The sequence below is a fragment of the Caballeronia sp. SBC1 genome, from assembly GCF_011493005.1.
GTDB lineage: Bacteria > Pseudomonadota > Gammaproteobacteria > Burkholderiales > Burkholderiaceae > Caballeronia.
In genome coordinates this window covers 826,027-852,373 of the sequence record NZ_CP049156.1, presented here as the reverse complement: position 1 = coordinate 852,373, position 26,347 = coordinate 826,027, and the positions used below count along the sequence as shown (strand labels likewise).

Sequence of the window (26,347 nt, the reverse complement as noted above, 5' to 3'; positions counted from 1 at the left end):
CGGCATTTTACGTCATGCGTTCCAAGTCTTTGTGTCGATTAGGGAAAATTTTGATTTCGCGCGGGGTCAACCAGAAATTTAACCGCCAAATCGCGTTGCTGTTTAGTGCGGTAAACACGAATTTCCCGCTTTTGAAAGCTTTGGCCGGGGATCGCTTCCCGATTCCACCGGCCAAAGCGAGCAAATCTTGCTTATTCCTCTGGCGCTTCCTCAGCGGCTTCCTCAGCTACGGCTTCTTTTGCAGCGACGGGCAACCGTTCGAGTACGGCGGCGAAGAAACCGTCCGTGCCATGCTTGTGCGGCCAAAGTTGCAGGTAGTCGCCCGTGTCGAGGTCAATGCGTTGTTCAGCCAGCACCTCGCGCGCCGGAACCAGCTTGAACCCCGGATGCGTGGCGAGGAACTGGTTGACCACGCCCTCGTTTTCCGCTTCCAGCATGCTGCATGTTGCGTAGACGAGACGGCCGCCCACTTTCACCAGCCGCGCTGCGCTGGTCAGGATGGACAACTGCTTCGGCGTCAATTCCGATACCGATTCCGGCGACTGGCGCCATTTCAGGTCCGGATTACGGCGCAACGTCCCGAGGCCGGAACACGGAGCGTCAACGAGAACGCGGTCGATCTTACCCGCGAGGCGCTTGATCTTGGCGTCGTGTTCGCTGTCGATCAGCACCGGATTAACATTCGACAAACCGCTGCGAGCAAGGCGTGGCTTAAGTTTGGCGAGCCGGCGGTCGGATACGTCGAAGGCGTACAAACGGCCTGTGGAGCGCATCATTGCGCCGAGCGCCAGCGTCTTGCCGCCTGCGCCTGCGCAAAAATCGACGATCATCTCGCCGCGCCGGGGCGCGACCAGCGAGCACAAAAGCTGGCTGCCTTCGTCCTGCACCTCGATCCAGCCGTCCTGGAACGGTTGCAGGCGCGTCAATGCCGGCTTGCCGTCCACGCGCACGCCAAACGGTGCAAACGGCATTTCGCCTGCATCAATACCCGCTTCGGTCAGCGTCTTGATGACCAGTTCGCGCGTGGCCTTGATCGGGTTCGCACGCAGATCTAGCGGCGCCGGGTAATTCAGCGCCGCGGCGAGCAGGGCCAGCTCGTCGGTATCGAAACGCTTCGTCATGGCGTCGTAGATCCACTGCGGCAAATTGGTCCGCACGCGCACCGGCAAGCTGGCCGGATCGATCTTTGACACCTGGTTGAGCCACTGGTATTCATCGGCGGAAATGAAGGGCTTCACCGCCGATAGCCCCGCCGTCTGCATCAGGCCCAGCAAGGCGAGACGCCGCGCGAGGTTGCCGCTGCCGCTTTCGGCAAGATGCGAAAACTCCATCTTGCGGCGCAGGACGGCGAACACCGCTTCGGCGATAACACCGCGCTCGTTGTGGCCGAGCTTCGGATGCGCTCGGAAAAAGCGGCTGGTGGCCGCGTCGGCTGGGCCGCTGAAGCGTAAAACGTCCGCCAGCAACGTCTCTGTTTGTCCTATCAAAAATCCATGAAGCCTCATACGCCCTCCCCGGCAATGTCGGCAAAGAGCCATTGCGGCTCTGGTGGCGTGAGCACGACACGCTCGCCGTCGATGGCAAGACGCCCTTCGACGAACCAGCGCACCGCGCGTGGGTAAATAATGTGTTCGACTGCCAGCACCCGCGAAGCGAGCGCGGCGGCGTCGTCGCCGGCCATGACCGGCACCGCCGCCTGCGCGACGATAGGACCATGATCCAGCGTCGGCGTGACAAAATGGACGCTTGCGCCGTGCACTCGCACGCCGGCATCGAGCGCTTGCTGGTGGGTTTTGAGGCCCGGAAAGCACGGCAGCAGCGACGGGTGAATATTGAGCATGCGGCCCGCATAGTGCTCGACGAAAGCGTCGGTCAGTACGCGCATGAAGCCTGCGAGCACGACGAGATCCGGCTCGAAGCCGTCGATTACGCGTGCAAGCGCCTGATCGAAGGCGTCACGCGTGGTGAAATCACGGTGATCTACAACAGTTGCCGAAATGCCATTTGCCGCCGCGAACGCAAGCCCGGCGGCGTCTGGACGATTCGATATGACGGCGGCCACCAGCGCCGGCCAGCCTTCGCGCGCGCAAGCCCGCACGACGGTTTCCATATTGGTTCCCCGCCCGGAAATCAGGATGACGATTTTTTTCATCCGCGGATTTTATCATTCGACGCCGTCAAAACCCGGCGAATCCGCCCGGCCCGCAGTGGGCCCGGCCTCCGTCCTGTGCTGTGAGCGTTTATAATCGAACGCTTTGCGGCTTTGCCAGCCTCGCGCTGCATCAGCCCTGCATGACTGTATAAGCCCGTGCATTAGCCCATTTAACCGCCAACCGCCGACCCAACCGATATCGTGAGAGTCTTTCGCGGCCTACCCAATGCCGAAAGCCGCGCGCCCTGTGCGCTGACCATCGGCAATTTCGACGGTGTCCACCGTGGCCATCAGGCGCTGCTCGCCCACGTGCGCGCCGCCGCGGACGCCCGCGGCCTGCCGGTCTGCGTGATGACCTTCGAGCCGCATCCCCGCGAATTCTTCAATCCCGCTGGCGCGCCGCCCCGCATCGCCATGCTGCGCGACAAGCTGGAAGCGCTGCGCACAAACGGCGTGGATCGCGTCGTGGTGGAACATTTCAATCACACCTTTGCCAGTCAGCCGCCGGATACGTTCGTCGAAAACGTGATCGTGAACGGCCTGCACGCGCGCTGGGTGATGATTGGCGACGACTTCCGCTATGGCACAAAACGCGCCGGCGATTTCGAATCGCTACAGGAAGCCGGAGGCAGACACGGCTTCGAAGTGGAACAAATGGCAACGGTCGCGGACTTGAACGGCGCGCGCATTTCGAGTTCGGGTGTGCGGGCGTCGCTGGTAGCCGGTGATCTCGATGCCGCCCGCCTCGCACTCGGCCGCCCCTATGTGATCAGCGGCCACGTGGTCCACGGGCAAAAACTCGGCCGCGATCTCGGCTTTCCCACGCTCAACATGCCGATCGCCCACAAGCGGCCGGCGCTCGCAGGAATCTTCGTCGTGCGCGTGCATGGACTCGGACCCGAGCCGCTGCCGGGTGTGGCGAGTCTCGGACTGCGCCCGACCGTAGACGATTCCGGCCGCGTGCTGCTCGAAACCTTCGTGCTCGACTGGCATGGCGACGCGTACGGCAAGCTGGTGCGTATTGAATTCCTGAAAAAGCTGCGCGACGAGGAAAAATACGTGGACCTCGAAACCCTGACGGCAGCCATCGCGCGCGACGTGACCAATGCGCGCGCCTATTTCGCTGCAGACGTGAACTCCAGTGGCCGCGACAGCGGTTTCGCCACCTCGGCCACCGACCGAATTAGGTGAGCGCGTGGCGCCGGGTGCTTAGATTTCCGATAAAAGCCCCCGACGCGCTGCCCGCTGCCTCGCTAGACACGCACCTTCGAGCCCGTTCCCGAGCTTGCCCGCTTGGAACCGCCGCCTCACCGCCGCTTCACCGAACAGATATCGAGTTATCCATGAGCAACAAGAAAGAAGCCAAGCCCCAGTCGAAATATCCAGTCAATCTGCTGGATACGCCGTTCCCCATGCGGGGTGACTTGCCCAAGCGCGAGCCGCAATGGGTGAAGGAATGGCAGGACAACAAGATCTACGAAAAAATCCGCGCCGCCAGCAAGGGCCGCAAGAAGTTCATCCTGCATGACGGCCCGCCGTATGCGAACGGCGACATCCATCTTGGCCACGCGGTGAACAAGATCCTGAAAGACATGATCGTGAAAGCACGCAATCTGGCGGGCTTCGACGCGGTCTATGTCCCCGGCTGGGATTGCCATGGCATGCCGATCGAAATCCAGATCGAGAAGCAGTTCGGCAAGTCGCTGCCGGCGCGCGAAGTGATGGAAAAAGCACGCACCTACGCGAGCGCGCAGATCGAAAAACAGAAGCTCGGCTTTCGTCGGCTCGGTGTGCTCGGCGACTGGGACAACCCGTACAAGACGATGAATTTCACCAACGAAGCAGGCGAAATCCGCGCGCTGGGGAAGATTCTCGAGAAGGGTTATGTGTATCGCGGGCTGAAGCCTGTGAACTGGTGTTTCGACTGCGGATCGGCGTTGGCTGAAGCTGAGGTCGAGTATCAGGACAAGGTTGATCCGACTATCGACGTGTTGTTCACTTTCGCCGAGCCGGAAAAGACCGCGCAGGCGTTCGGCCTGAACACGCTGCCGAAGCAGGAAGGCGGCATCGTGATCTGGACGACGACCCCATGGACCATCCCCGCGAACCAGGCGCTCAATGTGCATCCGGAGATCACGTATAGCCTCGTCAATACGGAGAAGGGCCTGCTGATCCTCGCGGAAGATCGCGTGGAAGAATGCCTGAAGCAGTACGACCTCACAGGTTCGACCATCGCGACCACGACGGGCGAGAAGTTGAGCGGCTTGCGTTTTCATCATCCGCTGAGCGCGGCGCACCCTGGCTATAAACGTACGGCGCCCGTGTATCTCGGCGACTATGTGACGACCGAAAGCGGCACGGGGATCGTGCATTCATCGCCGGCGTATGGCGTGGAAGACTTCGTGTCGTGCAAGGCGCATGGCATGACCGACTCCGACATCATCAACCCGGTCATGGGCGATGGGCGTTATATCGAGTCGTTGCCGCTGTTCGGCGGACTGTCGATCTGGGAAGCCAACGACCAGATCGTGGAAGCCTTGCGCGGCGCACATTCGCTGCTCAAAACCGAGCACTACAAGCACAGCTACATGCACTGCTGGCGCCACAAGACGCCGATCATCTATCGAGCAACGTCGCAGTGGTTCGCCGGCATGGACGTGAAGCCCAACGATACATCGCGCACGCTGCGCGAAACCGCGCTGGAAGGGATCGAGAACACCGCGTTCTTCCCGTCGTGGGGCAAGCAGCGTCTGTATAGCATGATCGCGAACCGGCCCGACTGGACGCTGTCGCGGCAACGTCAATGGGGCGTGCCAATGGCGTTCTTCGTCCACAAGGAAACCGGCGAGCTGCATCCGCGTACGCTGGAATTGCTTGAGGAAGTGGCCAAGCGCGTGGAAGTGAGCGGCATTGAAGCGTGGCAAACGCTCGATCCGGCGGAACTGCTCGGCAGCGAAGCCAACATGTACGAGAAGAATCGCGACACGCTCGACGTGTGGTTCGACTCAGGCACGACGCACTGGCACGTGCTGCGCGGCTCGCACAACGATTCGCTGCAATTCCCGGCGGATCTATATCTGGAAGGCTCGGACCAGCATCGCGGATGGTTCCATTCGTCGCTGCTCACCGCCTCCATGCTCGACGGCCGCCCGCCATACAACGCGCTGCTCACGCACGGCTTCACGGTTGATGGCGAAGGCCGCAAGATGTCGAAGTCGCTCGGCAACGGCATCGATCCGCATGAAGTGTCGAACCGGCTGGGCGCGGAAATCATCCGCCTGTGGATTGCATCGACGGATTATTCGGGCGAACTCGCGATCTCGGAAGAGATCCTGAAGCGCGTGACGGAGACGTATAGGCGGATTCGCAATACGTTGCGTTTCCTGCTTTCCAATCTCTCCGATTTCGACTTCGAGAAGCACGCGCGTCCGGTGGAAGACTGGCTCGAAATGGATAAATACGCCGTCGCCCTTGCGCAAAACCTGCAAGACGATGTCCTCGCGCATTACGAGAAATTCGAGTTCCATCCGGTTGTATCGAAGCTTGCGACGTTCTGCTCAGAAGACCTCGGCGGTTTCTATCTGGACGTGCTGAAGGATCGGCTCTACACCATGAAGCCCGATTCGCGCGAACGCCGCGCGGCGCAGACGGTGCTGTATCACATCGCGCATGGTTTGCTGCGGCTGGTCGCGCCGTATCTGTCGTTCACGGCGGAAGAGGCTTACAAGGTGCTGCAACCTGGCCGCGATACCATTTTCACCGAGGTGTATCACACCTATCCGCAAGTGCCCGAGGCCGGTGAACTGCTCGACAAGTGGACCCTGATCCGCTCGGCGCGCAGTGACGTCACGAAGGCGCTGGAAGAAGCGCGCACGGCCAATTTGATCGGTTCGTCGCTGCAAGCTGAAGTGGATGTACGGGCGAGCGGCGCGCGATATAACGCGTTGACCAGTCTCGGCGATGACCTCAGCTTCGTGCTGATCACATCGGCGGCGCGGGTGGTGAAGGTAGCGAGCGAAGCGGAAGAAGGCGTCGACGTGATTGCATCGACGTATCTGAAATGCGAACGCTGCTGGCACTATTGTGCAGACGTGGGAGCATCGGCGGAACATCCTGGATTGTGCGGCCGATGCATCACCAATCTCTTCGGCAACGGCGAAACGCGGAGCGCAGCATAATGGCAAGAACGATGTCGAAACAAAGTCAAAGCAGCGGTTCACTCGCGCCGTGGCTGGGCGTGGCGTTGATCGTGATTCTCTTCGACCAGTTGTCGAAGATCGCTGTCGCCCGCGTGTTCACCTACGGCGAACCGCACGCGCTCACGCCATTCTTCAACCTGTTCCTGATCTACAACCGCGGCGCGGCGTTCAGCTTTCTCGCCACTGCCGGCGGCTGGCAACGCTGGGGTTTCACGGCGCTCGGCGTGGTCGCGGCTATCGTGATCTGCTACTTGCTGAAACGTCACGGCACGCAGCGGCTGTTCTGCACGGCGCTGGCGCTGATCATGGGCGGCGCGATCGGCAATGTGATCGACCGGATTGCGTATGGCCACGTGATCGATTTTTTGGATTTCCACGTCAATACGTGGCACTGGCCGGCGTTTAACCTCGCCGACAGCGCGATCACCATTGGCGCCGTGCTACTCGTTTTCGACGAGCTGCGGCGCGTGCGCGGCGCAAAGTAGTCGTTGTGCGGCTGAGCCGTGACGGGTAGGGAGTAATGAGTACGGAGGCAGGTTTGGACAACGCAGAACTCGCAGGGAAGCATCTCGTACTTGGGCTGTCAGGCGGTATCGCGTGCTACAAGATCGCCGAACTCACGCGTCTGCTGGTGAAAGCCGGCGCGACCGTGCAGATCGTGATGACCGACGCCGCCACACAATTCATCACGCCCGTCACCATGCAGGCGCTGTCCGGCCGTCCCGTGTACACGTCGCAATGGGACGCGAGGATTGCGAACAACATGGCGCATATCGATTTATCGCGTGAAGCCGATGCAATCGTGATCGCGCCCGCCTCCACCGACTTCATCGCCAAGCTCGCGCATGGCAATTGCGACGACCTGCTGTCCACGCTTTGCGTCGCACGCGATTGCCCGCTGCTCGTCGTGCCCGCGATGAACCGCCAGATGTGGCAGAACCCGGCGACGCAACGCAACGTCGCGCAACTGCGTGCCGATGGCGTGCAAGTGCTCGGCCCCGATTCCGGCGCGCAAGCGTGCGGCGAAGTGGGCGATGGCCGGATGCTGGAACCATCGGCAACGTTTGAAGCCATCTGCGCGTTCTTCCAGCCGAAGATCCTGCAGGGGCATCGCGTGTTGATTACGGCCGGTCCGACCTTCGAGCCGCTCGATCCCGTTCGCGGCATCACCAACCGCTCGTCCGGCAAGATGGGCTTCGCGCTCGCGCGCGCGGCGGCCCAGGCCGGCGCCGACGTGCATCTAGTGGCCGGCCCGGTCGCGCTCGAAACGCCTTGGGGTGTGGTTCGCGAGGACGTGCAGACCGCGCAACAAATGCACGACGCGGTGATGCAGGCTACGCCCGACGCGGACATCTTTATTGCCGTAGCGGCGGTCGCGGATTGGCGCGTTGATCACCTCAGCGAGCACAAGATCAAGAAGACCGCCAATCAGCCGATGCCCACCTTCACGTTCGTCGAAAACCCGGACATCCTCGCGACTGTCGCGCGTTTGCCGAATCCGCCATATTGCGTTGGTTTCGCGGCGGAGAGCGGCGATCTCGAAGTGCATGGCGAGGAGAAACGTGCACGCAAGAACGTGCCGCTGCTGATCGGCAATCTCGGGCCGCTGACCTTCGGCCTCGACGACAACGAAGTCGTGCTCTTCGAAGCATCGGGCATCACGCGCCTGCCACGTGCCGATAAAAAGCTGCTCGCACGCTTGCTGATTACCGAGATTGCAAAGCGGGCGCCGCGCGGCGGTTCGCTGCTGTCCTAGCCTGCTGGCTGGGGCTTATTGCCAGAACCATGACGACAAAACTCTCTGTACTCGATCAAACGCCCGTCATTCACGGCCATAGCACCGCCGACGCAATCGCAGCCACGCTGGATCTCGCGCGCCTGGCCGACGACCTCGGCTACACGCGTTACTGGTGCGCAGAGCATCACGGTTTGCGCGGGGTATCGAATCCATGCCCTGAGGTTTTGCTCGCGCGAATTGGCAGCATTACCGAGCGGATCCGGATCGGCTCGGGCGGCGTCATGCTGCCCTACTACAGCTCATTCAAGGTCGCCGAACAGTTCCTGATGCTCGAAGCGCTGTTCCCGAATCGCGTGGACCTGGGCGTTGGACGTGCACCCGGCGGCGACATGCGCACCGCGCAAGCGGTGGCGGCCGGCGACTACAATCGCGGCGATATTTTCCCGCAACAAGTAGGCGAACTCGTTGGACTGTTTGACGGCACGCTGCCCGAAGATCACCTCGCGCATGGCGTGTTGTTACAACCTGAAATTGCAACGCGCCCCGAGTTATGGATGCTCGGTTCCAGCGACTTCGGCGGCCTGCTCGCCGCGCAACTCGGCATTCGTTTCGCGTTCGCGCATTTTATTAACGCGCAGTATGGGCATCGGGTGGCGGAGGCGTATCGCGAGCGCTTTGTATCGCGTGGTGGCTCGACGCCGTATCTCGCCGCGGCCGTATTTGTTATTTGCGCCGATACCGAGGCGGAAGCCGCCGCACTGGAACGCGCGGTCGATTTGCGTCGCGTGCAAATGGCATACGGGCTGAACATGCCGATTCCATCGATTGCGCAAGGAGCTGGGCAAGCATTCGGCGAACGCGAACTGAGCGTGATCGAGCGGGAAAAAAGCCGCAGCATTATTGGCACGCCGGAACGCGTGACCGAACAATTGCATGAACTCCAACAGCGCTTCGACGCCGACGAACTGATCGTGTTGACCGTTGCAGGAAGTTACCCGGCGCGCATGCGCTCGTATGAACTGCTGGCTGAAGCATTCGAACTCAACAAACAGACCCCATGAAACTCGATATCAAGATTCTCGATGCGCGCATGCGCGACTATCTGCCCGCCTACGCCACGCCGGGCAGCGCCGGACTCGACCTGCGTGCGTGCCTGGACGAAGCCATTACGCTCGAACCCGGCCAGACAGTGCTGGTGCCCACGGGCCTGGCGATTCATATCGAAGATCCGGGTTATGCAGCGGTGATCCTTCCGCGTTCAGGACTGGGGCATAAGCATGGCGTGGTGTTGGGAAATCTGGTCGGGTTGATCGACTCGGATTATCAAGGCCAGTTGATGATTTCGACGTGGAATCGCGGCGCGACGGCGTTCACGCTGAATCCGTTTGAACGCCTCGCGCAACTGGTGATCGTGCCGGTGGTTCAGGCAACGTTCAATATTGTCGATGACTTCGCCCAGAGCGAGCGCGGCGCCGGTGGTTTCGGCAGCACGGGCAAGCACTGAGCTTCAGGCTTGCCCTGCAAGTCATGCGCGACAAGCCGCCGCGTACGTTCGAATAACCTGCCGCACGCGATCCTGCACTAGCGCGAGCGGCTCGTTTTTCAGCTGTCCGCGCCGCACCGCCCAATACTGCTCGGGCAAGAACTGGCTGAGCAAATTCTCCGGAATCGTCAGAGCGCTCAGGTTATCGAGCAGCGTTTGCGCCGCTGCGCCAATCTCCGCATCGGCCCAGTAATAACGCACGCGGTCGCTATAACTGTAGGTGCGTAACACGCGTTGCTGCTCTGCATCGCCGTGATAATACTTTTCCCAGTAGCCGGGTTTGCTAAGCATCACGCGTTCGACTACATCGCGTAGGTTCGATCGTTTATGCGCATCGACCAATTGCGTTTCGATATCCGCCAACGCGTACAACGCCTCGCGCAATGCGAACGTCACGCCCGGACCGACCTTGAGAATGCGAAAGCCATCGCGGACTAAAGCGCTTAGCGCTTCGGGCGTTTGGTAATCGGTGGAATGTGCTTCGAAGACCATGCCGTGCAGATCATCCAATGCGCTCTTCAACGACTCGGCGCGCGACGGCACGTAGTCAATCACCTTCGTATGATCAAACTCCACGCCCGGCTGCACCACCAACGCAATCACACGCAGCCATGTATCCTGCACGCCGTGTTCCTGCCACGCTTTTTTGTGGACCAAAGCCGTTTCGATGGCCGCTTCACGCGAGGTCGGCTCAACGATATCCAGCTCTTCCGCCGCGCCGCCCGGCACGGGTACTTCAGTGCCAATCACATAGACCGGGCTCACGCTTAAACCAGCGCGCTTCACCGCTGCCTCGGCTACCGCACACAAACGCGCAGCCCTTGCAGCAACCACCGCATCCGATAACCGCCCAGGATCATCAGCGCACGACATGCTGGTATCGAGGTGAATCTTCGTGAAGCCTGCCGATGCATACGCGTCGATCAATGCATCGGCGCGTTGCATCGCTTCTTCAGCGGGAAGATGTCGCCACGCGTTTGGCCCAAGATGATCGCCACCAAGAATCAGGTGCTCATGCGGGAAACCCACGCGCTCGGCAATCGAACGAACGAAGTCCACAAAATCCGCCGGCTTCATGCCCGTATAACCGCCGTACTGATCGACCTGATTCGACGTCGATTCGATCAGCAACGGCGTCTCATCTTCCAGCGCCTGCCGCATGGCCGCTTCCAGCACCCACGGATGCGCCGAGCAGATCGAATAGATACCGGCAAGCCACGCCGACGCCGGATGTGCATTGCTCAAACGCGAGACGATTGAATTCATGGCTTTACTCCGTGGCTGATTGCAGGAACGCATCGAGTTCGGCGAACGTTGCCGTGCCTTCCATCGGGCCCTTCACGCCGACCGCGCGCGCGCCGCTTGCGCACGCGTATTTCAACGCGACGTCCACGTCCATGTCTTGTGCGCGGCAACTGATGTACGTCGCGCCGAAGCAATCGCCCGCGCCGGTGGGATCGAGTTCCTGCACCTTGAAAGCGGGCCGATGCGTCTCGCCGTTGGCATCGAAGTAACTGCAACCCTCAGCACCGCGCTTCACGATCACCTCCTTCACGCCGCGCTTCAGAAGTTCATCGATCGCGCCGCGCTCCGACGTCGCACTGGCGAGCAGAGTCACTTCGTGACCGCTCGGCAGGAAGACATCGGTGTAGTCGAGGATGAAATCGAGTGCGTCGCGCATCTCCGGAATCCGCAGCATTTCCTTGCGGATATTCGGATCGAAACTCACCGTGCCGCCGTTCGTCTTCACCGTTTCGATAGCCTGCTTCATCGCCTCGATGATCCTGAACGAGAATAGCGACGACCCCATCACATGGAAATTGCCGCACTTCGCGAGCAGGTCGTCACGCAGATTCGCCACCGACAACTGCGCCGACGCGCTGTTCGTAATGTTGTAGATGAAATCGCGATCACCGTCCTCGCGATACGTGACGAACGCGCTGCCCGTGGTCGCGTCTTTCAGCACCGCGATACCGGAAACATCCACGCCATCACCGCGCAAGCGCTCGACGTTCAACACGCCGAAGTCGTCATCACCCACGCAGCCGATCATCGCGCACGGGCTGCCAAGCTTCGCGACCTGATCGATGAAAATGGCTGGTGCGCCGCTCGCGAACGGGCCAATGAGCGTGCCCGGTTCACGAAAGCTTTGACCCACGCGCGTGGCCATGATTTCGACCAGGATCTCGCCCATCGCGACAATGGTGCCGGACTTCTTGGAGGGAACACCGTTTGAGTTAGGCATGACGTTTCTTCGTTTGAACATCGATACACACCGCGACCAGGATCACGATGCCTTTCACGATGAGTTGATAGAAATACGGAACGCTGAGCAGGTTCATCCCGTTGTTGATGACGCCAATAATCAGCGCGCCGATCAGCGTCCCGGTGATCGTTCCGTAACCACCCGAGAGACTCGTTCCGCCGAGCACGGCGGCGGCAATGGCATCGAGTTCGTAGCCAATTCCGGCATTCGGCTGCGCGGAATAAAGCCGCGAGGTCATCAGCACGCCGCCAATGCTCGCGAGCAAGCCCGAGATCATGAAAATCATGATTCGCAGCTTGTTTACATCGATACCCGAATACAGCGCCGCCTCACGATTTCCACCCGTGAGATACGCCTTGCGTCCGAATACGGTACGCGAGAGCACAAAGTGATTCAACAGCAGCAAAACGGCAAGAATCCAGATCGGCAGCGGAATGCCGAGCACGAGGCCGTTGCCGAGGAAAGCGAAGCGGTCGTCGTCGATGGAAATGGGCACGCCATTCGACGTCAGGTAGGCCAGACCCCGGAAAACGCCCATGGTGGCGACCGTGACAATAAACGACGGGATTGTGAGCAACGCGGACAGCGAGCCGTTCACAGCCCCTAAAACGAGCCCTGTGGCCATGGCGGCGAGCACGGCCACGAGCGGCGATGCGCCATGCTCCAGTGCAAACGCGCAGACGGTGCCGACCAGCGCCATGGTCGCACCGACCGACAGGTCAATATCGCCGAGCAAGAGCACGTACGTCATGCCAAAACCGAGTATCGCGATGATCGAAACCTGCATCACCACGTTCACGAGGTTATTCACCGACATGAAGTTGGGTGACAGCGCCCAGAAAAATCCGCACAGGACAATCAGCCCCACGACAATCCCGCCGTAGTGCCTGACCGCGCGTTGTAGCGCGCCGCTTGCGTGCGAGCGGCGCGTGGATGCGGCCCCGCTGAGTTGAGTCGGGTTCATGCTGTTTTGGCTCCTGTTGCGTACGACATCACTTCTTCCTGCGTAGGACCGATCGCGTCAAATTCATGGACAACGCGCTTCTCGCGCATCACGACAAGCCGATCGCTCATGGCGAGTGCTTCGGGTAGTTCGGACGAAACGAGAATGATCGCGGTCCCGGTCGAAGCCAACTCGCGGATCACCCGATAAATCTCGAACTTCGCGCCAACGTCGACGCCGCGTGTGGGCTCATCGAGGATCAGCACTTTGGGTTTCAACGCGAGCCATTTCGAGAACACGACTTTCTGCTGATTGCCGCCGCTCAGGTTTCCAACCGCCTGAAACGGCCCCGACGCGCGGATGTTCATGCGCGCGATTGCATTCGCGGTTTCATCGCGTTCGAAGCGGCGATTCAAAATGCCGAAGCGCGAGCCGTGTTCTTCGAAACTCGCCATCGTCACGTTGTTGGCGATCGAATGCATCAGCACGAGACCTTCGTGCTTGCGGTCTTCCGTGACGAACGCGATGCCCTCCCGGATGGCATGGGCGGGATTGCGCAACTTCAGGCGCTTGCCGCTCATCGTGATCTCGCCGCTTGGCCGGCCGATGCCGAACAACGCCTTCATCACGTCTGAACGTCCCGCGCCGATCAAGCCGAAGAAACCGAGAATCTCGCCGGCGTGAATCTGGAAACCGATGTCTTCGAATTGACCGGGCAGCGTGAGGTTGCTGACCTTCAGCAGCGGCTGCGGCGGACGAATGTACGGCGTCTCCCGGCGCGGATACACATCGCTCATTTCACGACCGACCATCATCGCGATCAACGCGCCAATGGTCGTCTGGTTCTTCTGCAATGTCGCGATGTAACGGCCGTCGCGCATGACCGAAATGTCGTCGGAGATGCGCATGATCTCGTCCATCCGATGCGAGATATACACGACCGCCGCGCCCTTCGCCGTCAGCTTCGTGACGATATGAAAAAGAATCTCGGCTTCGCGATCGCTCAACGAGGACGTGGGTTCGTCCATGATCACGAGCGATGCGTCGCGGCTCAGCGCCTTGGCAATTTCCACGAGCTGACGCTGCGCCATGGAGAGTCGGGAGACGGCCGTGGTAGCGTCAATATCGATACGCAGGTCATCCAGCAGCGCCTGGGCTTGCGCATACAAGCGTTTGAAATCGACGACACCAAAACGCCGCGGCTCGTGGCCCGCGAACATATTCTCGGCCACGCTCAGGTTCTTCGCGAGGCTGAGTTCCTGATAAATGATCGCGATGCCCGCCTTCTGCGACTCGTCGGGATTGGCGAATGTGGCCAACGATCCGTTGAGGAAAATCTCACCGCGCGTGGGCGTATGAACGCCTGCGAGAATCTTCATCAGCGTGGACTTGCCCGCACCGTTCTCGCCGAGCAGCGTATGCACGCGGCCCGGCAGGATCGAGAGGGATACGTCTTTAATCGCCTCGACCGGACCGAACGATTTCGCGATACCGCGCAACTCGAGCAACGGTACGGTCGGGCGAGGTTTTAAAACCGTATTCATTTCACCGACGCATTCAGATACTGGCCCGGCGTCACCGGTTGCAGCTTCGGCACGGCCTGCTTGTCTGCGACCTTGACCGCGGTGTCCACGGCGAGCGCGCCCATCTTGTCCGGGTACTGGCGGATCACGCCGACGAAGTTCGGGTTCTTGTCCACCGCTGCGCGCGCTTCCGGCATGCCGTCGAAGCCGATCACCTTCACGTGATTCCCCGCCGACTTGCCTGCCACCGCCGCGGCCATTGCGGCGTCGTCGCCGAAGCCGAAGATGCCCGCGAGATCAGGATTCGCCTGCAGCATGTTTTGCGCGGCGCTCAACGCGTCGGCTCGCGTGATACCCGGCTGCACCGCGACGATCTTCACATCGGGACATGCTTCCAGTGCCTTCTTGAAACCCGTCACGCGGTCGATCACCGATTGAATCGTCGGATAGTCGATCACACCGACCTTGCCCTTGCCGCCCAGCACCTTGCACATCAACGTGCCGGCTTGCAAGCCGCCCGCGTAGTTATCGGTGGCAATGTGCGACGCGACTTCCACGCCTTGCGCGCTGATATCGACGGTAATCACCGGAATCCCCGCGCGCTGCGCCGTCAGCACGGCCGCTTTCACGCCTTTTGAATCCACCGGCGAAATCACGATTACATCGACTTTCTTTGTCACGAAATCCTGGACATCGGCAATCTGCTTGCTCAAGTCCTGATTCGCAATCGCGATATCGATCTGCGCGTGATCCTTCGCGGCTTCCGCTTTCATTGCGTTGGCGAGTTCGACGTAGAACGGATGTTGTTGCGTGAGCAGCGACGCACCAATCTTTACTTCGGCCGCGTGAGCGGCGGTTGCGGTTGCGGCGAACGCGCCGACGAGAACAGCAAAAAGTGAACGACGACGAAACATGCGATTGTCTCCAGTTATTGTTTAGGGTTACTGACTATGAAATTCAAGAATTCCTTCTTCCCGCCGATGCACATCCAGTCCGGCTTTGAGAATCAGGTCGAGTGTTGGCGGGTCGATGGCGTCATCGAGCACGAGTCCACCCAGGCGACTCAAGTGGCAGAAGGGCTCGCCCTCACCTTGCAGCGCGGGTTGGTAAGCCACCACTACGCAGCGCTTCGCGTTCTTCAAAGCGGCTTTGTACACACCTGCCAACCGCGGATCGGCGCACAGCAAATTGCCCTCGCGATCAATACCGCTCGCCTCCAGCACCGCCAGATCCAGCGACAGCGCAAACAGCGAGCGCTCTGCGTCCGGCCCGAGCAGCACGGTGGAATCGTCGTCCAGCGAACCGCCCGTGAGACGCAACTCGCAGCGCATGAAACGCTGAACGGTCGGCACCATGGCGATGTCGTTGAGCGTCAGCGCCAGATTGGCGCGATCGGCGAGCAGCGGCAGCAACTTATGCGTGATCAGCCCTGCACCAATAAATGCCGACGCATGGTCATCGATGAAATCCGCGGCCATTCGCGCAATCGCCATATCCGCAGCCTGGCGCGTCGCGCTGGGAGGCACCGCCGCCAGCAAATTCTCGCCGGGCCGTTGCGCAACGTAGCGTGCCTTGCCAAACGCCCGGATCAGGTACCGCTGCTGCTCCAGATAATTCAGGTCCGAACGAATCGTGACGCTGGAGACGTCGAACGCCGTAGCAAGTTCGTCCACCGATACTTCCCCGCGCTTGCGGACAAGTTCGACGATACGCAGACGCCGATGAAGCGAATTCTTGTTGGCCAACACAGGCTGCACCACCTTTGCACTTTCGTTTCGAAAGATTCTAGTTTCGAAACGAAAGACACGCAAAGGAGTTTCTAGTCAGTGTTTACCCGCTCCTTCTACCGCTTCCTGTACCAGAGCAGGTAGGAGGCGACGAGAACGACCATGAATGCGAGGCCGTAGACGAGCGTCATGCGGAATTCGTTCGTAAAGGCGGTCGTGATCATGATCGCCGCCATCAAACCGGCGCCCAACAAACTGCCGAACGGGTGCAGCACCATCCGGAAAGACGGTGTCGGCCCGTCGTACCGGGCGCGGAAAAAGAGGTGCGTCACGAAGATCATCAGCCACGCGAACATCGCGCCGAAGATTGCCAGCGACATCATCAAGCCGAACGCCATCGCCGGCCAGAACGCGGTGAGGATGGTGGCCAGTGCAATGCCGCTCGTCGATAAAGACAGCGCGGCGGTGGGCACGCCGTTCGCGCTCAACCGCCCGAAGCGCGCCGGCGCGTAACCGGCCCGCGACAGGCTGAACATCATGCGCGTGGTGATGTAGAGCTGGCTGTTCATCGCGGAAAGCGCCGCAACGAGCACCACGAAGTTGATCACGCCAGCTGCGAACGGCACGTGCGTCGCGGCCATCACTTTGACGAACGGACTCTCGTCGGTGCTGGCCTGCGTCCACGGGACGATTGCGAGCATCAGCGCCAACGTCAGTAGATAGAAGAGCACCAGCCGGAACACCGTCGAGCGGAAAGCCCGGGCCACAGCGCGTTGCGGATCGCGCGCCTCGCCGGCCGCGACCGCAATCGTCTCAATGTTCAGATAGCTGAAAATGGAAACGATGACCGCGAACCACATGCCCTTCACGCCGTGCGGAAAGAACCCGCCGTGCGCCGTGAAGTTATTCAGCCCGACGCCGGACGACGCGGGCGCGCCGTACACGAAAACCGCTCCGAGCAAGATAAACGCGACGATCGCCACGATTTTCAGCATCGAAAACGCGTATTCGATCACGCCGTACACCTTGACGCTCGCGGCGTTCACGCCAATCAGCGCGGCGGAAAAACCAACGATCCAATACCAGCCCGGCACGTTCGCGAACCAGTACTTCATGAAAACGGCGACCGCACTGACCTCTGTGCCGACCGCAAATACGACGGCTGACCAGTACGCGTAGCGGACGAGATATCCCGCGAGCGGTCCGATATAGAACTCAGCGTACGCGCCAAACGATCCGGAGGTGGGATGTGCAACGGTCATCTCGGCCAGCGCGCCCATGAGCAACAACGCAACCAGGGCGCCGATCGCGTAGCTCACCAGCACGCTCGGCCCGGCAAAGCTGATCGCGAAGCCACTGCCTAAAAAAAGTCCCGTTCCAATCGCCCCGCCGATAGCGATCATCGACATCTGTCCGGCAGTCAAACTCCGGTGCAGCCCCTTCTCCCGTTCGACGATGGTCTCGAACGATCCCCGTTTAAAGCTCAAATCAACCTCTTGAAGTCAATATCCGCAACGAACGCGGACGCAAAAAAGCGAGGCGGCGCGGGAAACTTCCCCGCGCCGCCTCGCCGATGATGACACACCTCACGCACGTGTCACCTGACTTCAGTCATCGCCTGCTAATCACTCATTCAACCTCGACCGCTTCCGGATTCGGATTGCGTGGCACCGGGCTTTCGTCGAACGTGAGCGCGACCTTGTCGTTCTCGTCCACGTCCACCGTGACACGCCCACCCGACATCAGCTTGCCGAACAGCAGCTCGTCCGCCAGCGCACGACGAATCGTGTCCTGAATCAAGCGCTGCATAGGACGTGCGCCCATCAGCGGGTCAAAACCGTGCTTCGCCAGATGCGCGCGCAAGCCGTCGGTAAATACCGCGTCGACCTTCTTCTCATGCAACTGATCTTCCAGTTGCATGAGGAACTTGTCGACCACACGCATGATGATTTCTTCATCCAGCGAGCGGAAGCTGATGATCTGGTCCAGACGATTGCGGAACTCAGGCGTGAACATCCGCTTGATATCGGCCATTTCGTCGCCGGTTTCCCGACGATTCGTGAATCCGATCACCGACTTCTGCATCGCTTCGGCACCCGCGTTCGTCGTCATGATGATGATGACGTTGCGGAAATCCGCCTTGCGACCATTGTTGTCGGTCAGCGTGCCGTGGTCCATGACCTGCAGCAGCACGTTGTAGATGTCCGGATGCGCCTTTTCGATTTCATCGAGCAACAGCACGCAATGCGGCTTCTTCGTGACGGCTTCGGTCAGCAAACCGCCTTGATCGAAACCGACATAACCCGGCGGCGCGCCAATCAGCCGGCTGACCGCATGACGCTCCATGTACTCGGACATGTCGAAGCGCAGCAATTCAATACCCAGCGTGAACGCCAGTTGCTTCGCCACTTCCGTCTTGCCCACGCCAGTCGGGCCCGAAAAGAGGAACGCGCCGATCGGCTTGTCCAGCTTGCCGAGACCCGCCCGCGCCATCTTGATGGAGGCAGCAAGCGCATCGATTGCCTGATCCTGGCCGAACACCACGCTCTTCAAGTCGCGATCCAGCGTCTGCAACTTGCTGCGATCGTCCTGCGACACGCTTTGCGGCGGGACACGCGCAATCTTCGAGATGATCTCTTCAATCTCGTTCTTGCCGATAGTCTTCTTCTGCTTCGACTTCGGCAGGATGCGTTGTGCAGCGCCCGCTTCGTCGATCACATCAATAGCCTTGTCCGGCAGATGACGGTCCGTGATAAAGCGTGCCGACAATTCAGCCGCCGCGGACAGCGCACCCGACGAATATTTCACGCCGTGATGTTCTTCGAAACGCGACTTGAGACCGCGCAGGATGGCGATGGTCTGCTCGACGGTTGGCTCGGCAACGTCGACCTTCTGGAAACGACGCGACAACGCAGCGTCTTTTTCGAAGATCCCGCGATATTCGGTGAACGTGGTCGCGCCGATACACTTCAACTGACCCGACGACAAAGCCGGCTTCAGCAGATTCGATGCATCCAGCGTACCGCCCGAAGCCGCGCCCGCACCAATCAGCGTGTGAATCTCGTCGATGAACAGCACCGCATGCGGGCGTTCCTTCAACTCTTTCAGCACCGTCTTGAGACGTTGCTCGAAATCGCCACGGTATTTAGTACCGGCCAGCAATGCGCCCATATCGAGCGAATACACCTGGGCGTCCGCAAGAATGTCTGGCACTTCGCCGCGCGTGATGCGCCAGGCGAGCCCTTCAGCGATGGCAGTCTTGCCCACGCCAGCCTCACCAACCAGCAGCGGATTGTTCTTTCTGCGACGGCACAGCACCTGCACCACACGCTCGACTTCCAGTTCACGGCCAATCAGCGGATCGATCTTGCCGTCTTTCGCGAGCTGGTTCAGGTTCTGCGTGAACTGTGCAAGCGGCGTTTCCTTTTGCGCAGCCGCGTCTTCCGCTTCGGGATTCGCGTCGCTGCTGGCCTTCGCGGCATCGCCCGTATTCGTCTTCGCAATGCCATGCGAGATGAAATTGACGACGTCGAGGCGCGTCACTCCCTGCTGTTGCAGGTAGTAGACGGCATGTGAATCCTTTTCACCGAAGATAGCGACAAGCACGTTCGCGCCGGTCACTTCCTTTTTCCCGTTCGATGTTGATTGCACATGCATGATCGCGCGCTGAATCACGCGCTGAAAACCAAGCGTCGGCTGGGTATCGACATCGTCCGTACCGGGCACGGTCGGGGTGTTGTCGTGAATGAAATTGCGCAGGTTTTGACGCAAATCTTCAATATTTGCTGCGCATGCGCGCAACACTTCAGCCGCGGTCGGGTTGTCCAACAAGGCCAGTAAAAGATGCTCGACCGTAATGAACTCGTGCCGCGCCTGACGTGCTTCCATAAACGCCATGTGCAGACTGACTTCCAGTTCCTGGGCAATCATGCTTCCTCCATCACACACTGCAGCGGATGACCCGCTTGCCTCGCGTGGCTAACGACTTGCTCAACTTTGGTCGACGCGATGTCCCGCGTATAGACCCCACAAACTCCCCTGCCTTCGCGATGAACCTTCAGCATGATTTGCGTCGCAGTCTCACGATCTTTATTGAAATGTTCCTGCACGACGAACACGACGAATTCCATCGGCGTGAAGTCGTCATTCAGCAGCACCACCTTGTACATGGACGGCTGTTTCAGCTTTTGTTCCTGCCGCTCCAGTACGGTGCCATCCTGCTTGTTGGGATTGATCGCCATACACCCATTCTAAACAACTCGGACAGGCTCGCCACTCGCCAAAACTCCGTTCGCCGTGAGAACCGAACGGTGTCGCCGCACACTTCGCGCAACCTGTCGCTTTGCTGAATTCCGCCAGCCTTCGTAACACAGGCCAGCCCTCTTGAAACATCGTTGAATCCAGTATCGCACAGCTCTCAAAAAAACGAATTGTCCACTCGGGCGCGACCTGTCTTGGGCACCGCATTGGCAACATTCCCCGCTGCGACTGACTGAGCGAACCAGTTGTTCGAATCGCTCGTGCTAAATGCTCCTCCAAACCCGCTCCTGCAACCCGCCGCGGCTGCTGGTAATAGCCGCCTGCTGCCTGTACTGCTCATGTGCGTCGATTATGCGACTTTTCAAGATGGCGTGCTTGTGCGGCGGGATACGCGCAAAGCGGGAAAAACCCTTGAAATGAGGTCTTTACAACGTCTTTACGACCATCTCAAAATTTTCTTGACACTTCATTTAAGAGATTAAACAATCAAATTGGCACTTTTTTCCGAAACGTTTCAGGTGAAGAAAGGCCGCGGTGAGCTTGTGAGGAGGGGGCGGTCCACGTTGTGGGTTGCCAAGCTTTTCGAGCGTGCTCGTGGTAGCGACGAGAGTGAGGGGAAGTGATGTCAACTGGTACGGTCAAATGGTTCAACGACGCGAAAGGCTACGGATTCATCACGCCCGATGAAGGCGGCGAGGATCTGTTTGCTCATTTCTCGGCGATACAGATGAACGGTTTCAAGACACTTAAGGAAGGCCAGAAGGTCAGCTTTGAGATCGTCCAGGGACCTAAGGGCAAACAGGCATCGAACATCCAGGAATCTGCCGCCTGACCGTTCGATAGCGCGCTGTCCTCGAAACCCGGCATTGCGCCGGGTTTTTTTATTTTTGCATTCTGAACGAAAAGCCGGGACGCGCCCCGGCTCGCTACCTAACCTATTTGTGTTTGCCGATTCCGACATTCCTCAATCGGAACTCCATGGCTGGATGGGAAACCCGAAATTTGGCCGCCATCACATCGATAAAACGCGTCAGCGGCATTTTTTCGGTGTTGTTCTCCGCCTTGTATGCATCGATTACTCGCCGTCCCAGCGATTCAATCAGCTGTTGCGGCATCAACAGTTCGGCAGCGAACCGGTTTGCCTCGGATTCGTAACTGTTCCAATAGGATTCGCTGCGATTCATAGTGCTTTTGTCGTCGATAAATTCGTGGCGATCAGTGGATCGGTGCATGCAAAAGTGCGCTATTTCATGAGCCAGGGTGAAGCGACGCCTCGGACCATAGGCATTTTCCGCCGGATTGATCCAGATCCTTGCCGGCCCTTCTTGACTCAGCGTTATCTTGCCGATCGTATTGGCAGCGCCTGGATCCGCATGCTCGGTCACCTCGATCTGGAGCAGCCTCGCGATTTCGTCAACGTCGATGGGTGGAGCGAACTCAACCAAGTCGTAATGACGCTCGGCCAATAAGAATTCCGCCAACGCTGCAGTGGTCCGCAAGACTGGTACTGCGGAAACGGTTGCCATATTCTCCCTCCTGAACGGTCTAGGCACTTTCCAAATCACTGGCAATACGGGACAGTGCATCATGCTCGCTGCGTGCCCGCGCCTTACGCTGGGTTGCGTTGTCCAGTTGTTCGCGCATGACTTCTCTAAGCTTCTCCCTTACCTGATCGTCGAAATGCTGGATCACCTCGGCGTTCTTCATAACTTCTTTCACGACCTCGACAGCGCACCCGTTAGTACGAGCCATTTCGCCCACCAACGCCGCAAAGGCATCCGCGACGTGGCGCTCTTTCTCCATGGCGAAGTGCTGCGTGAAAATCAAACCCGCCATGGTAAGGAAAACGGCAACCGCCGCGATCATGAGTGTGGAATAGACGATGTATGTGTTCGCAATTGAAATTGCGTCGACGCCGCTCACCAGGCTTGTTGAACTAAAGCGGTTGATCAATGTGAATGCCACTACGCCCCCAATCACACCGCCAGCGAGGCCGCCAAGCAAACCGCGCGTTTCTTTCCCGAGCCAGCGGGCGAACAGCGCATTCGGTCGCGAATTTTGGTGGGGCATAAGCGTGTCCAACGAGATGAACTGTATAAAAACACATATGTTGTCTAGCGAATCGAGAGTATCACTCCGCTGCACTGAAACGGTCGCTCGCGACAAGTTTTGACAGAGCTGTGCGGAGTGGCCCGATCACGTTCGCACTGCCCATGAAAAAAGCCCCGGCCGAGATCACTCGCACCGGGGCTTTCGTTGAAACTTGGCGAACTTACATGTTTTCGATCAGCACCTGCCCAAACCCCGAGCATGAAACCTGCGTCGCGCCTTCCATCAAACGCGCGAAGTCATACGTCACACGCTTTTTCAGAATCGACGCTTCCATCGCCTTGATGATGACATCAGCCGCTTCGGTCCAGCCGAGGTGGCGCAGCATCATTTCCGCCGACAGGATTTCCGAACCCGGATTCACGTAGTCCTTGCCCGCGTATTTCGGCGCAGTGCCGTGCGTGGCTTCGAACATGGCCACGGAATCCGACATGTTCGCGCCCGGAGCAATGCCAATACCGCCAACCTGAGCCGCCAGCGCGTCCGACACATAATCGCCGTTCAGGTTCAGCGTGGCGATCACGTCGTACTCAGCCGGGCGCAGCAGGATCTGCTGGAGGAACGCGTCTGCGATAACGTCCTTTAGCACAATGTCGCCGCCCTTCGGGCTCTTGATCTTCATCCACGGGCCGCCGTCGATGAGTTCCGCACCGAACTCCTTCTGCGCCAGCGCATAGCCGAAATCACGGAACGCGCCTTCCGTGTATTTCATGATGTTGCCCTTGTGCACGAGCGTAACGGTGTTGCGATTGTGGTCAATTGCGTACTGGATCGCCTTGCGAACCAGGCGCTCCGTGCCTTCACGCGACACCGGCTTGACACCAATACCCGACGTGTCCGGGAAGCGAATCTTCGTCACGCCCATTTCTTCGCGCAGGAACTTGATGACCTTCTTCGCCTCTTCCGACTCGGCCGCCCATTCAATGCCGGCGTAGATGTCTTCCGAGTTCTCACGGAAGATGACCATGTTGACCTTTTCCGGCTCGCGCACAGGAGACGGCACGCCCTTGAAATACTGCACCGGGCGCAGGCAGACGTACAGGTCGAGTTGCTGGCGCAGCGCGACGTTCAGCGAACGGATGCCGCCGCCGACTGGCGTGGTAAGCGGCCCTTTGATAGAGACGACATATTCCTTCAGCACGTCCAGCGTTTCATCCGGCAGCCACACGTCCGGACCGTAGACCTTGGTGGCCTTCTCGCCCGCGAAGATTTCCATCCAGTGGATTTTCTTCTTACCTGCGTAGGCTTTTTCCACCGCTGCGTCCACGACCTTGATCATCACCGGCGTGATGTCCACACCCGTACCATCACCTTCAATAAAAGGGATGATCGGCTGGTCGGAAACGTTGAGCGAGTAATCCGCATTAACGGTGATCTTGTCACCGCCCGTCGGAACCTTGATGTGCTGATACGGCATGGTCGACTCCAAAGATGGCTGGCTAGCTAACTACAGAAATGCGCAGAATGCGTTCGGAAATTCAGCGAAAAAACGGATGAGCGAACGGTGGCCGAACGACCAGCGCCAATGCCGGCGCGGCGCCCGAGGCAATCAGAGCCTATTCTAGCCCACCGTGCAGAGGGCTCGCCCGGCACCCCTTTCGCCGCATTGCAACAAAACGGTGCATGCAAGCGCGGTCCGTAGACCATCCGTTGATGCTGTCATGGCGATTCTCGCGTTAATGGCTGCGATTGATTGTTGCTCGATTCATGTCTTATGTCTTATATAAGACTTGGGACTGAGTGTTTCGGATTATGCATTAATATCGCGCCATCCGCCATAGCCGGGCTCCCGCGCTGCGCTTGAGCGCCGGCTCGTTTCTTTATTGCCTCTCCTCATCGATTCCCCTGCCATGCCGCTGCTTGCTCTTAACAAACCCTTCGGCACGATCTGTCAATTTTCGCCGCACGAGAAGCACCCTTCGTTAGGCGTGTGGGTGAACACACCGGGCGTTTATCCGGCCGGTCGCCTCGATACCGACAGCGAAGGCCTGCTGCTGCTCACCGACGACGGCGCGCTTCAGGCGCGTATTGCCGAGCCCCGTCACAAGCTGGTCAAACGGTATTGGGCACAGGTGGACGGTGCACCCGACGCAAACGCGCTCAAGCGTCTGGCCGCGGGTGTGAACCTGGGGGATTTCGTGACGCGGCCGTGCGGTGTGAAGCGGGTTGAACCCGTGGAGTGCGTGGACCAACTTTGGCCACGTAACCCGCCTATCCGATACCGCGCCGCCATTCCGACTACCTGGATCGAACTGTCGATCAGCGAGGGACGTAATCGACAGGTGCGTCGAATGACCGCTGCTGTCGGATATCCAACACTGCGGCTGGTGCGCGTGGGTATTGGCGCGCTGGATATATTCAATCTCGGACTGGTGCCAGGCGCATCGATCGAATTGCCGCCGCGCGCACCATGGGATGGCGTCGTTTAAGCGTCACGTTTCACTGAAATCAATATATTACAAATTCATTTCGCCCTCCAAACAATCCTCGCTGCACGATTCCGAAAAAAACACGTCAACGGACTTCCCGCATGCGGCGTTATTCGCTGCAGATGCCTTAAAACCGCCATCCGGCATTAGCGAAGAACCTCAACACACAGCCAACATTGAAGGCTTTGTGTAAGTTTCAAGCGCTGGCAGCGGGATCGAAGTTTTGTTCGAATCCCCTGTCAACCAAAAGGTGGATGGCTCGTTTACCGACATGACTCCATCGACCGGGTCACAAGGTTAAATCAAACTAAAGCTGAGGATTCACAACATGAACAAACTGATCGCTGCTCTCGTCGCTGGCCTGTTCGCAACGGCTGCATTCGCACAAGCTTCGGCCCCGGAAGCATCGGCTCCTGCAGCTGCTTCGACCGCTCACAAGGCAACGCACAAGAAGTCGACCCACAAGAAGGCTACGCACAAGAAGGCAGCTCCGGCTGCAGCTGCTTCGGCCGCGTCGGAGTAAGTTGGTAATAGATCGCGGTAACGCGACGCTAGACCAAGTAGTGCCGCCGCGAAAGCGGCATTGAAAGGCAGACACCCGCAAAGGTTTCTGCCTTTTTCTTTGGGTCTTTGGAAGATGCGCGGGTTGTATCCGCACTGTATCCGCACGCACTTTTTGTCGGCGCACGCGCGCTCAAGTAACATGCGCCAGTCTTCACTGATTCCTCAGCTAACCGGCTTCACATCTCACCAGGAGTTTCGCCGTGCGTCTTTCATGGCTCTCGCCCCGTTTGGTTTCATCGTTTGATCTTGGGCGTCTAGTGCGCCGCGCGCTTGTTGCGTTCTCCGTTCCACTCGTTTCGTTGATTGCAGTCGCGCCGCTGGCAGCACACGCTCAACCGCTGGCCGCAGAAGCCGGACAAATGCCGCCGGGTGCGAAAAAGCCCGCCGATTTCCCCCACACGAAACTCACCGCGGGCATGTATGTGATCGACGCAGCCGTTGCCGCGAACGATACCGATCGCGAACAAGGGCTGATGTATCGCACGAAACTCGCGCCCAACGAAGGCATGTTGTTCGTCTTCAATGAAACAGCCGTGCATTGTTTCTGGATGAAAAACACCTTGATCCCGCTGTCGATCGCGTTCATGCGCGCGGACGGAACGATCACTGATATCGACGAAATGCAGGCCGAGACCGAAAACAACCACTGCCCGCGCAATAACGGCGTGTACGCACTGGAAATGAGCAAAGGCTGGTTTGCATCGAAGGGGCTTCAGCCTGGCATGCAGATCAAGGGGTTGCCTGCACCGCAATAACGTGTGCCTCGAGCGGGGATGGTTAGTCTCATCGCCGCCACTCTCCCGCGCCAGTCCTGCCATTCGTGCCCGAAGCCGGCCGCCCGCTTTTTTGCGCGCGCCGGCTTTTTGCTTATGCGCTGAGCAGAACGCAACGCAA

24 protein-coding genes are annotated in these 26,347 nt (G+C 59.2%); 10 read left to right on the top strand and 14 right to left on the bottom strand.

Annotation, left to right across the window (positions count from 1 at the left end):
- Positions 1-191: 191 nt before the first annotated feature.
- Positions 192-1,505: an RsmB/NOP family class I SAM-dependent RNA methyltransferase gene (locus SBC1_RS03635; protein ID WP_165087004.1), complete on the bottom strand. Its 1,314-nt coding sequence runs from the start codon at positions 1,503-1,505 to the stop codon at positions 192-194.
- Positions 1,502-2,152, bottom strand: coding sequence for a phosphoribosylglycinamide formyltransferase (gene purN, locus SBC1_RS03630; RefSeq protein ID WP_165087002.1), 651 nt, complete (start codon positions 2,150-2,152; stop codon positions 1,502-1,504). The genes SBC1_RS03635 and purN overlap by 4 nt, the downstream gene beginning before the upstream one ends.
- Positions 2,153-2,353: 201 nt before the next feature.
- Here purN and SBC1_RS03625 point away from each other — a divergent pair, with 201 nt between their 5' ends.
- The 6 genes from SBC1_RS03625 (at position 2,354) to dut (ending at position 9,593) form a co-directional block, all read left to right on the top strand.
- Positions 2,354-3,343, top strand: coding sequence for a bifunctional riboflavin kinase/FAD synthetase (locus SBC1_RS03625; protein ID WP_165086999.1), 990 nt, complete (start codon positions 2,354-2,356; stop codon positions 3,341-3,343).
- Between the two features lie 152 nt (positions 3,344-3,495).
- A complete protein-coding gene (ileS, locus tag SBC1_RS03620; protein ID WP_165086996.1) occupies positions 3,496-6,330 on the top strand; it encodes an isoleucine--tRNA ligase in 2,835 nt (944 codons plus the stop codon).
- Positions 6,330-6,836 carry a signal peptidase II gene (gene lspA / locus SBC1_RS03615; protein WP_165086994.1) on the top strand — a complete coding sequence of 169 codons (507 nt, stop codon included), beginning with the start codon at positions 6,330-6,332 and terminating at the stop codon, positions 6,834-6,836. Before ileS ends, lspA begins: the two co-directional genes overlap by 1 nt.
- 53 nt (positions 6,837-6,889) lie before the next feature.
- Positions 6,890-8,107 (top strand): bifunctional phosphopantothenoylcysteine decarboxylase/phosphopantothenate--cysteine ligase CoaBC, encoded by a 1,218-nt coding sequence (gene coaBC / locus SBC1_RS03610; RefSeq protein ID WP_165987334.1) that lies wholly within the window; start codon positions 6,890-6,892, stop codon positions 8,105-8,107.
- A 29-nt stretch (positions 8,108-8,136) separates the two neighbouring features.
- Positions 8,137-9,150: an LLM class flavin-dependent oxidoreductase gene (locus SBC1_RS03605; protein WP_165987332.1), complete on the top strand. Its 1,014-nt coding sequence runs from the start codon at positions 8,137-8,139 to the stop codon at positions 9,148-9,150.
- On the top strand, positions 9,147-9,593 hold the full coding sequence (gene dut / locus SBC1_RS03600; protein WP_165086988.1) for a dUTP diphosphatase: 447 nt from the start codon (positions 9,147-9,149) through the stop codon (positions 9,591-9,593). The genes SBC1_RS03605 and dut overlap by 4 nt, the downstream gene beginning before the upstream one ends.
- A 21-nt stretch (positions 9,594-9,614) precedes the next feature.
- Here the strand turns inward: dut and SBC1_RS03595 are convergent, their stop codons facing one another.
- The 9 genes from SBC1_RS03595 to clpS form a co-directional block, all read right to left on the bottom strand.
- Positions 9,615-10,898: a D-tagatose-bisphosphate aldolase, class II, non-catalytic subunit gene (locus tag SBC1_RS03595; RefSeq protein ID WP_165987331.1), complete on the bottom strand. Its 1,284-nt coding sequence runs from the start codon at positions 10,896-10,898 to the stop codon at positions 9,615-9,617.
- Positions 10,899-10,902: 4 nt separating this feature from the next.
- The gene (locus SBC1_RS03590) at positions 10,903-11,877 is read right to left on the bottom strand and encodes a sugar kinase (protein WP_165987329.1); all 975 of its coding nucleotides are present in this window, start codon (positions 11,875-11,877) and stop codon (positions 10,903-10,905) included.
- Positions 11,870-12,862 carry an ABC transporter permease gene (locus SBC1_RS03585; protein ID WP_165086982.1) on the bottom strand — a complete coding sequence of 331 codons (993 nt, stop codon included), beginning with the start codon at positions 12,860-12,862 and terminating at the stop codon, positions 11,870-11,872. Before SBC1_RS03585 ends, SBC1_RS03590 begins: the two co-directional genes overlap by 8 nt.
- Entirely contained in the window at positions 12,859-14,385 is a 1,527-nt protein-coding gene (locus SBC1_RS03580; protein ID WP_165987327.1) for a sugar ABC transporter ATP-binding protein, read from the bottom strand. The genes SBC1_RS03585 and SBC1_RS03580 overlap by 4 nt, the downstream gene beginning before the upstream one ends.
- Positions 14,382-15,278, bottom strand: a complete 897-nt coding sequence (locus tag SBC1_RS03575; RefSeq protein ID WP_165987324.1) for a substrate-binding domain-containing protein — start codon at positions 15,276-15,278, stop codon at positions 14,382-14,384. Before SBC1_RS03575 ends, SBC1_RS03580 begins: the two co-directional genes overlap by 4 nt.
- Before the next feature lie 27 nt (positions 15,279-15,305).
- The gene (locus SBC1_RS03570) at positions 15,306-16,112 is read right to left on the bottom strand and encodes a DeoR/GlpR family DNA-binding transcription regulator (protein ID WP_165086974.1); all 807 of its coding nucleotides are present in this window, start codon (positions 16,110-16,112) and stop codon (positions 15,306-15,308) included.
- Positions 16,113-16,207: 95 nt separating this feature from the next.
- Positions 16,208-17,578: an amino acid permease gene (locus SBC1_RS03565; RefSeq protein ID WP_165086972.1), complete on the bottom strand. Its 1,371-nt coding sequence runs from the start codon at positions 17,576-17,578 to the stop codon at positions 16,208-16,210.
- A gap of 142 nt (positions 17,579-17,720) precedes the next feature.
- On the bottom strand, positions 17,721-20,021 hold the full coding sequence (gene clpA, locus SBC1_RS03560) for an ATP-dependent Clp protease ATP-binding subunit ClpA (RefSeq protein WP_165086970.1): 2,301 nt from the start codon (positions 20,019-20,021) through the stop codon (positions 17,721-17,723).
- A complete protein-coding gene (gene clpS, locus SBC1_RS03555; protein ID WP_031359828.1) occupies positions 20,018-20,332 on the bottom strand; it encodes an ATP-dependent Clp protease adapter ClpS in 315 nt (104 codons plus the stop codon). Before clpS ends, clpA begins: the two co-directional genes overlap by 4 nt.
- Before the next feature lie 641 nt (positions 20,333-20,973).
- Between clpS and SBC1_RS03550 the strand changes: the two genes are divergently transcribed.
- Positions 20,974-21,183 (top strand): cold-shock protein, encoded by a 210-nt coding sequence (locus SBC1_RS03550; protein WP_031359827.1) that lies wholly within the window; start codon positions 20,974-20,976, stop codon positions 21,181-21,183.
- A 103-nt stretch (positions 21,184-21,286) separates the two neighbouring features.
- On the opposite strand, the gene SBC1_RS03545 is transcribed toward SBC1_RS03550, so the two are convergent.
- The 3 genes from SBC1_RS03545 to icd form a co-directional block, all read right to left on the bottom strand.
- On the bottom strand, positions 21,287-21,877 hold the full coding sequence (locus SBC1_RS03545) for an ImmA/IrrE family metallo-endopeptidase (protein ID WP_165086967.1): 591 nt from the start codon (positions 21,875-21,877) through the stop codon (positions 21,287-21,289).
- A gap of 19 nt (positions 21,878-21,896) precedes the next feature.
- Positions 21,897-22,433, bottom strand: a complete 537-nt coding sequence (locus SBC1_RS03540) for a hypothetical protein (RefSeq protein WP_165086965.1) — start codon at positions 22,431-22,433, stop codon at positions 21,897-21,899.
- Between the two features lie 190 nt (positions 22,434-22,623).
- Positions 22,624-23,877, bottom strand: coding sequence for an NADP-dependent isocitrate dehydrogenase (gene icd, locus SBC1_RS03535; protein WP_165086962.1), 1,254 nt, complete (start codon positions 23,875-23,877; stop codon positions 22,624-22,626).
- A gap of 433 nt (positions 23,878-24,310) precedes the next feature.
- On the opposite strand from icd, the gene SBC1_RS03530 reads away from it, so the two are divergent.
- The 3 genes from SBC1_RS03530 to SBC1_RS03520 all read left to right on the top strand — a co-directional run bounded on the left by SBC1_RS03530 (position 24,311) and on the right by SBC1_RS03520 (position 26,208).
- A complete protein-coding gene (locus SBC1_RS03530) occupies positions 24,311-24,889 on the top strand; it encodes a pseudouridine synthase (protein WP_165987322.1) in 579 nt (192 codons plus the stop codon).
- A 328-nt stretch (positions 24,890-25,217) separates the two neighbouring features.
- Entirely contained in the window at positions 25,218-25,412 is a 195-nt protein-coding gene (locus tag SBC1_RS03525; protein ID WP_165086957.1) for a hypothetical protein, read from the top strand.
- Between the two features lie 298 nt (positions 25,413-25,710).
- Positions 25,711-26,208 carry a DUF192 domain-containing protein gene (locus SBC1_RS03520; protein ID WP_370469607.1) on the top strand — a complete coding sequence of 166 codons (498 nt, stop codon included), beginning with the start codon at positions 25,711-25,713 and terminating at the stop codon, positions 26,206-26,208.
- Positions 26,209-26,347 lie beyond the last annotated feature (139 nt).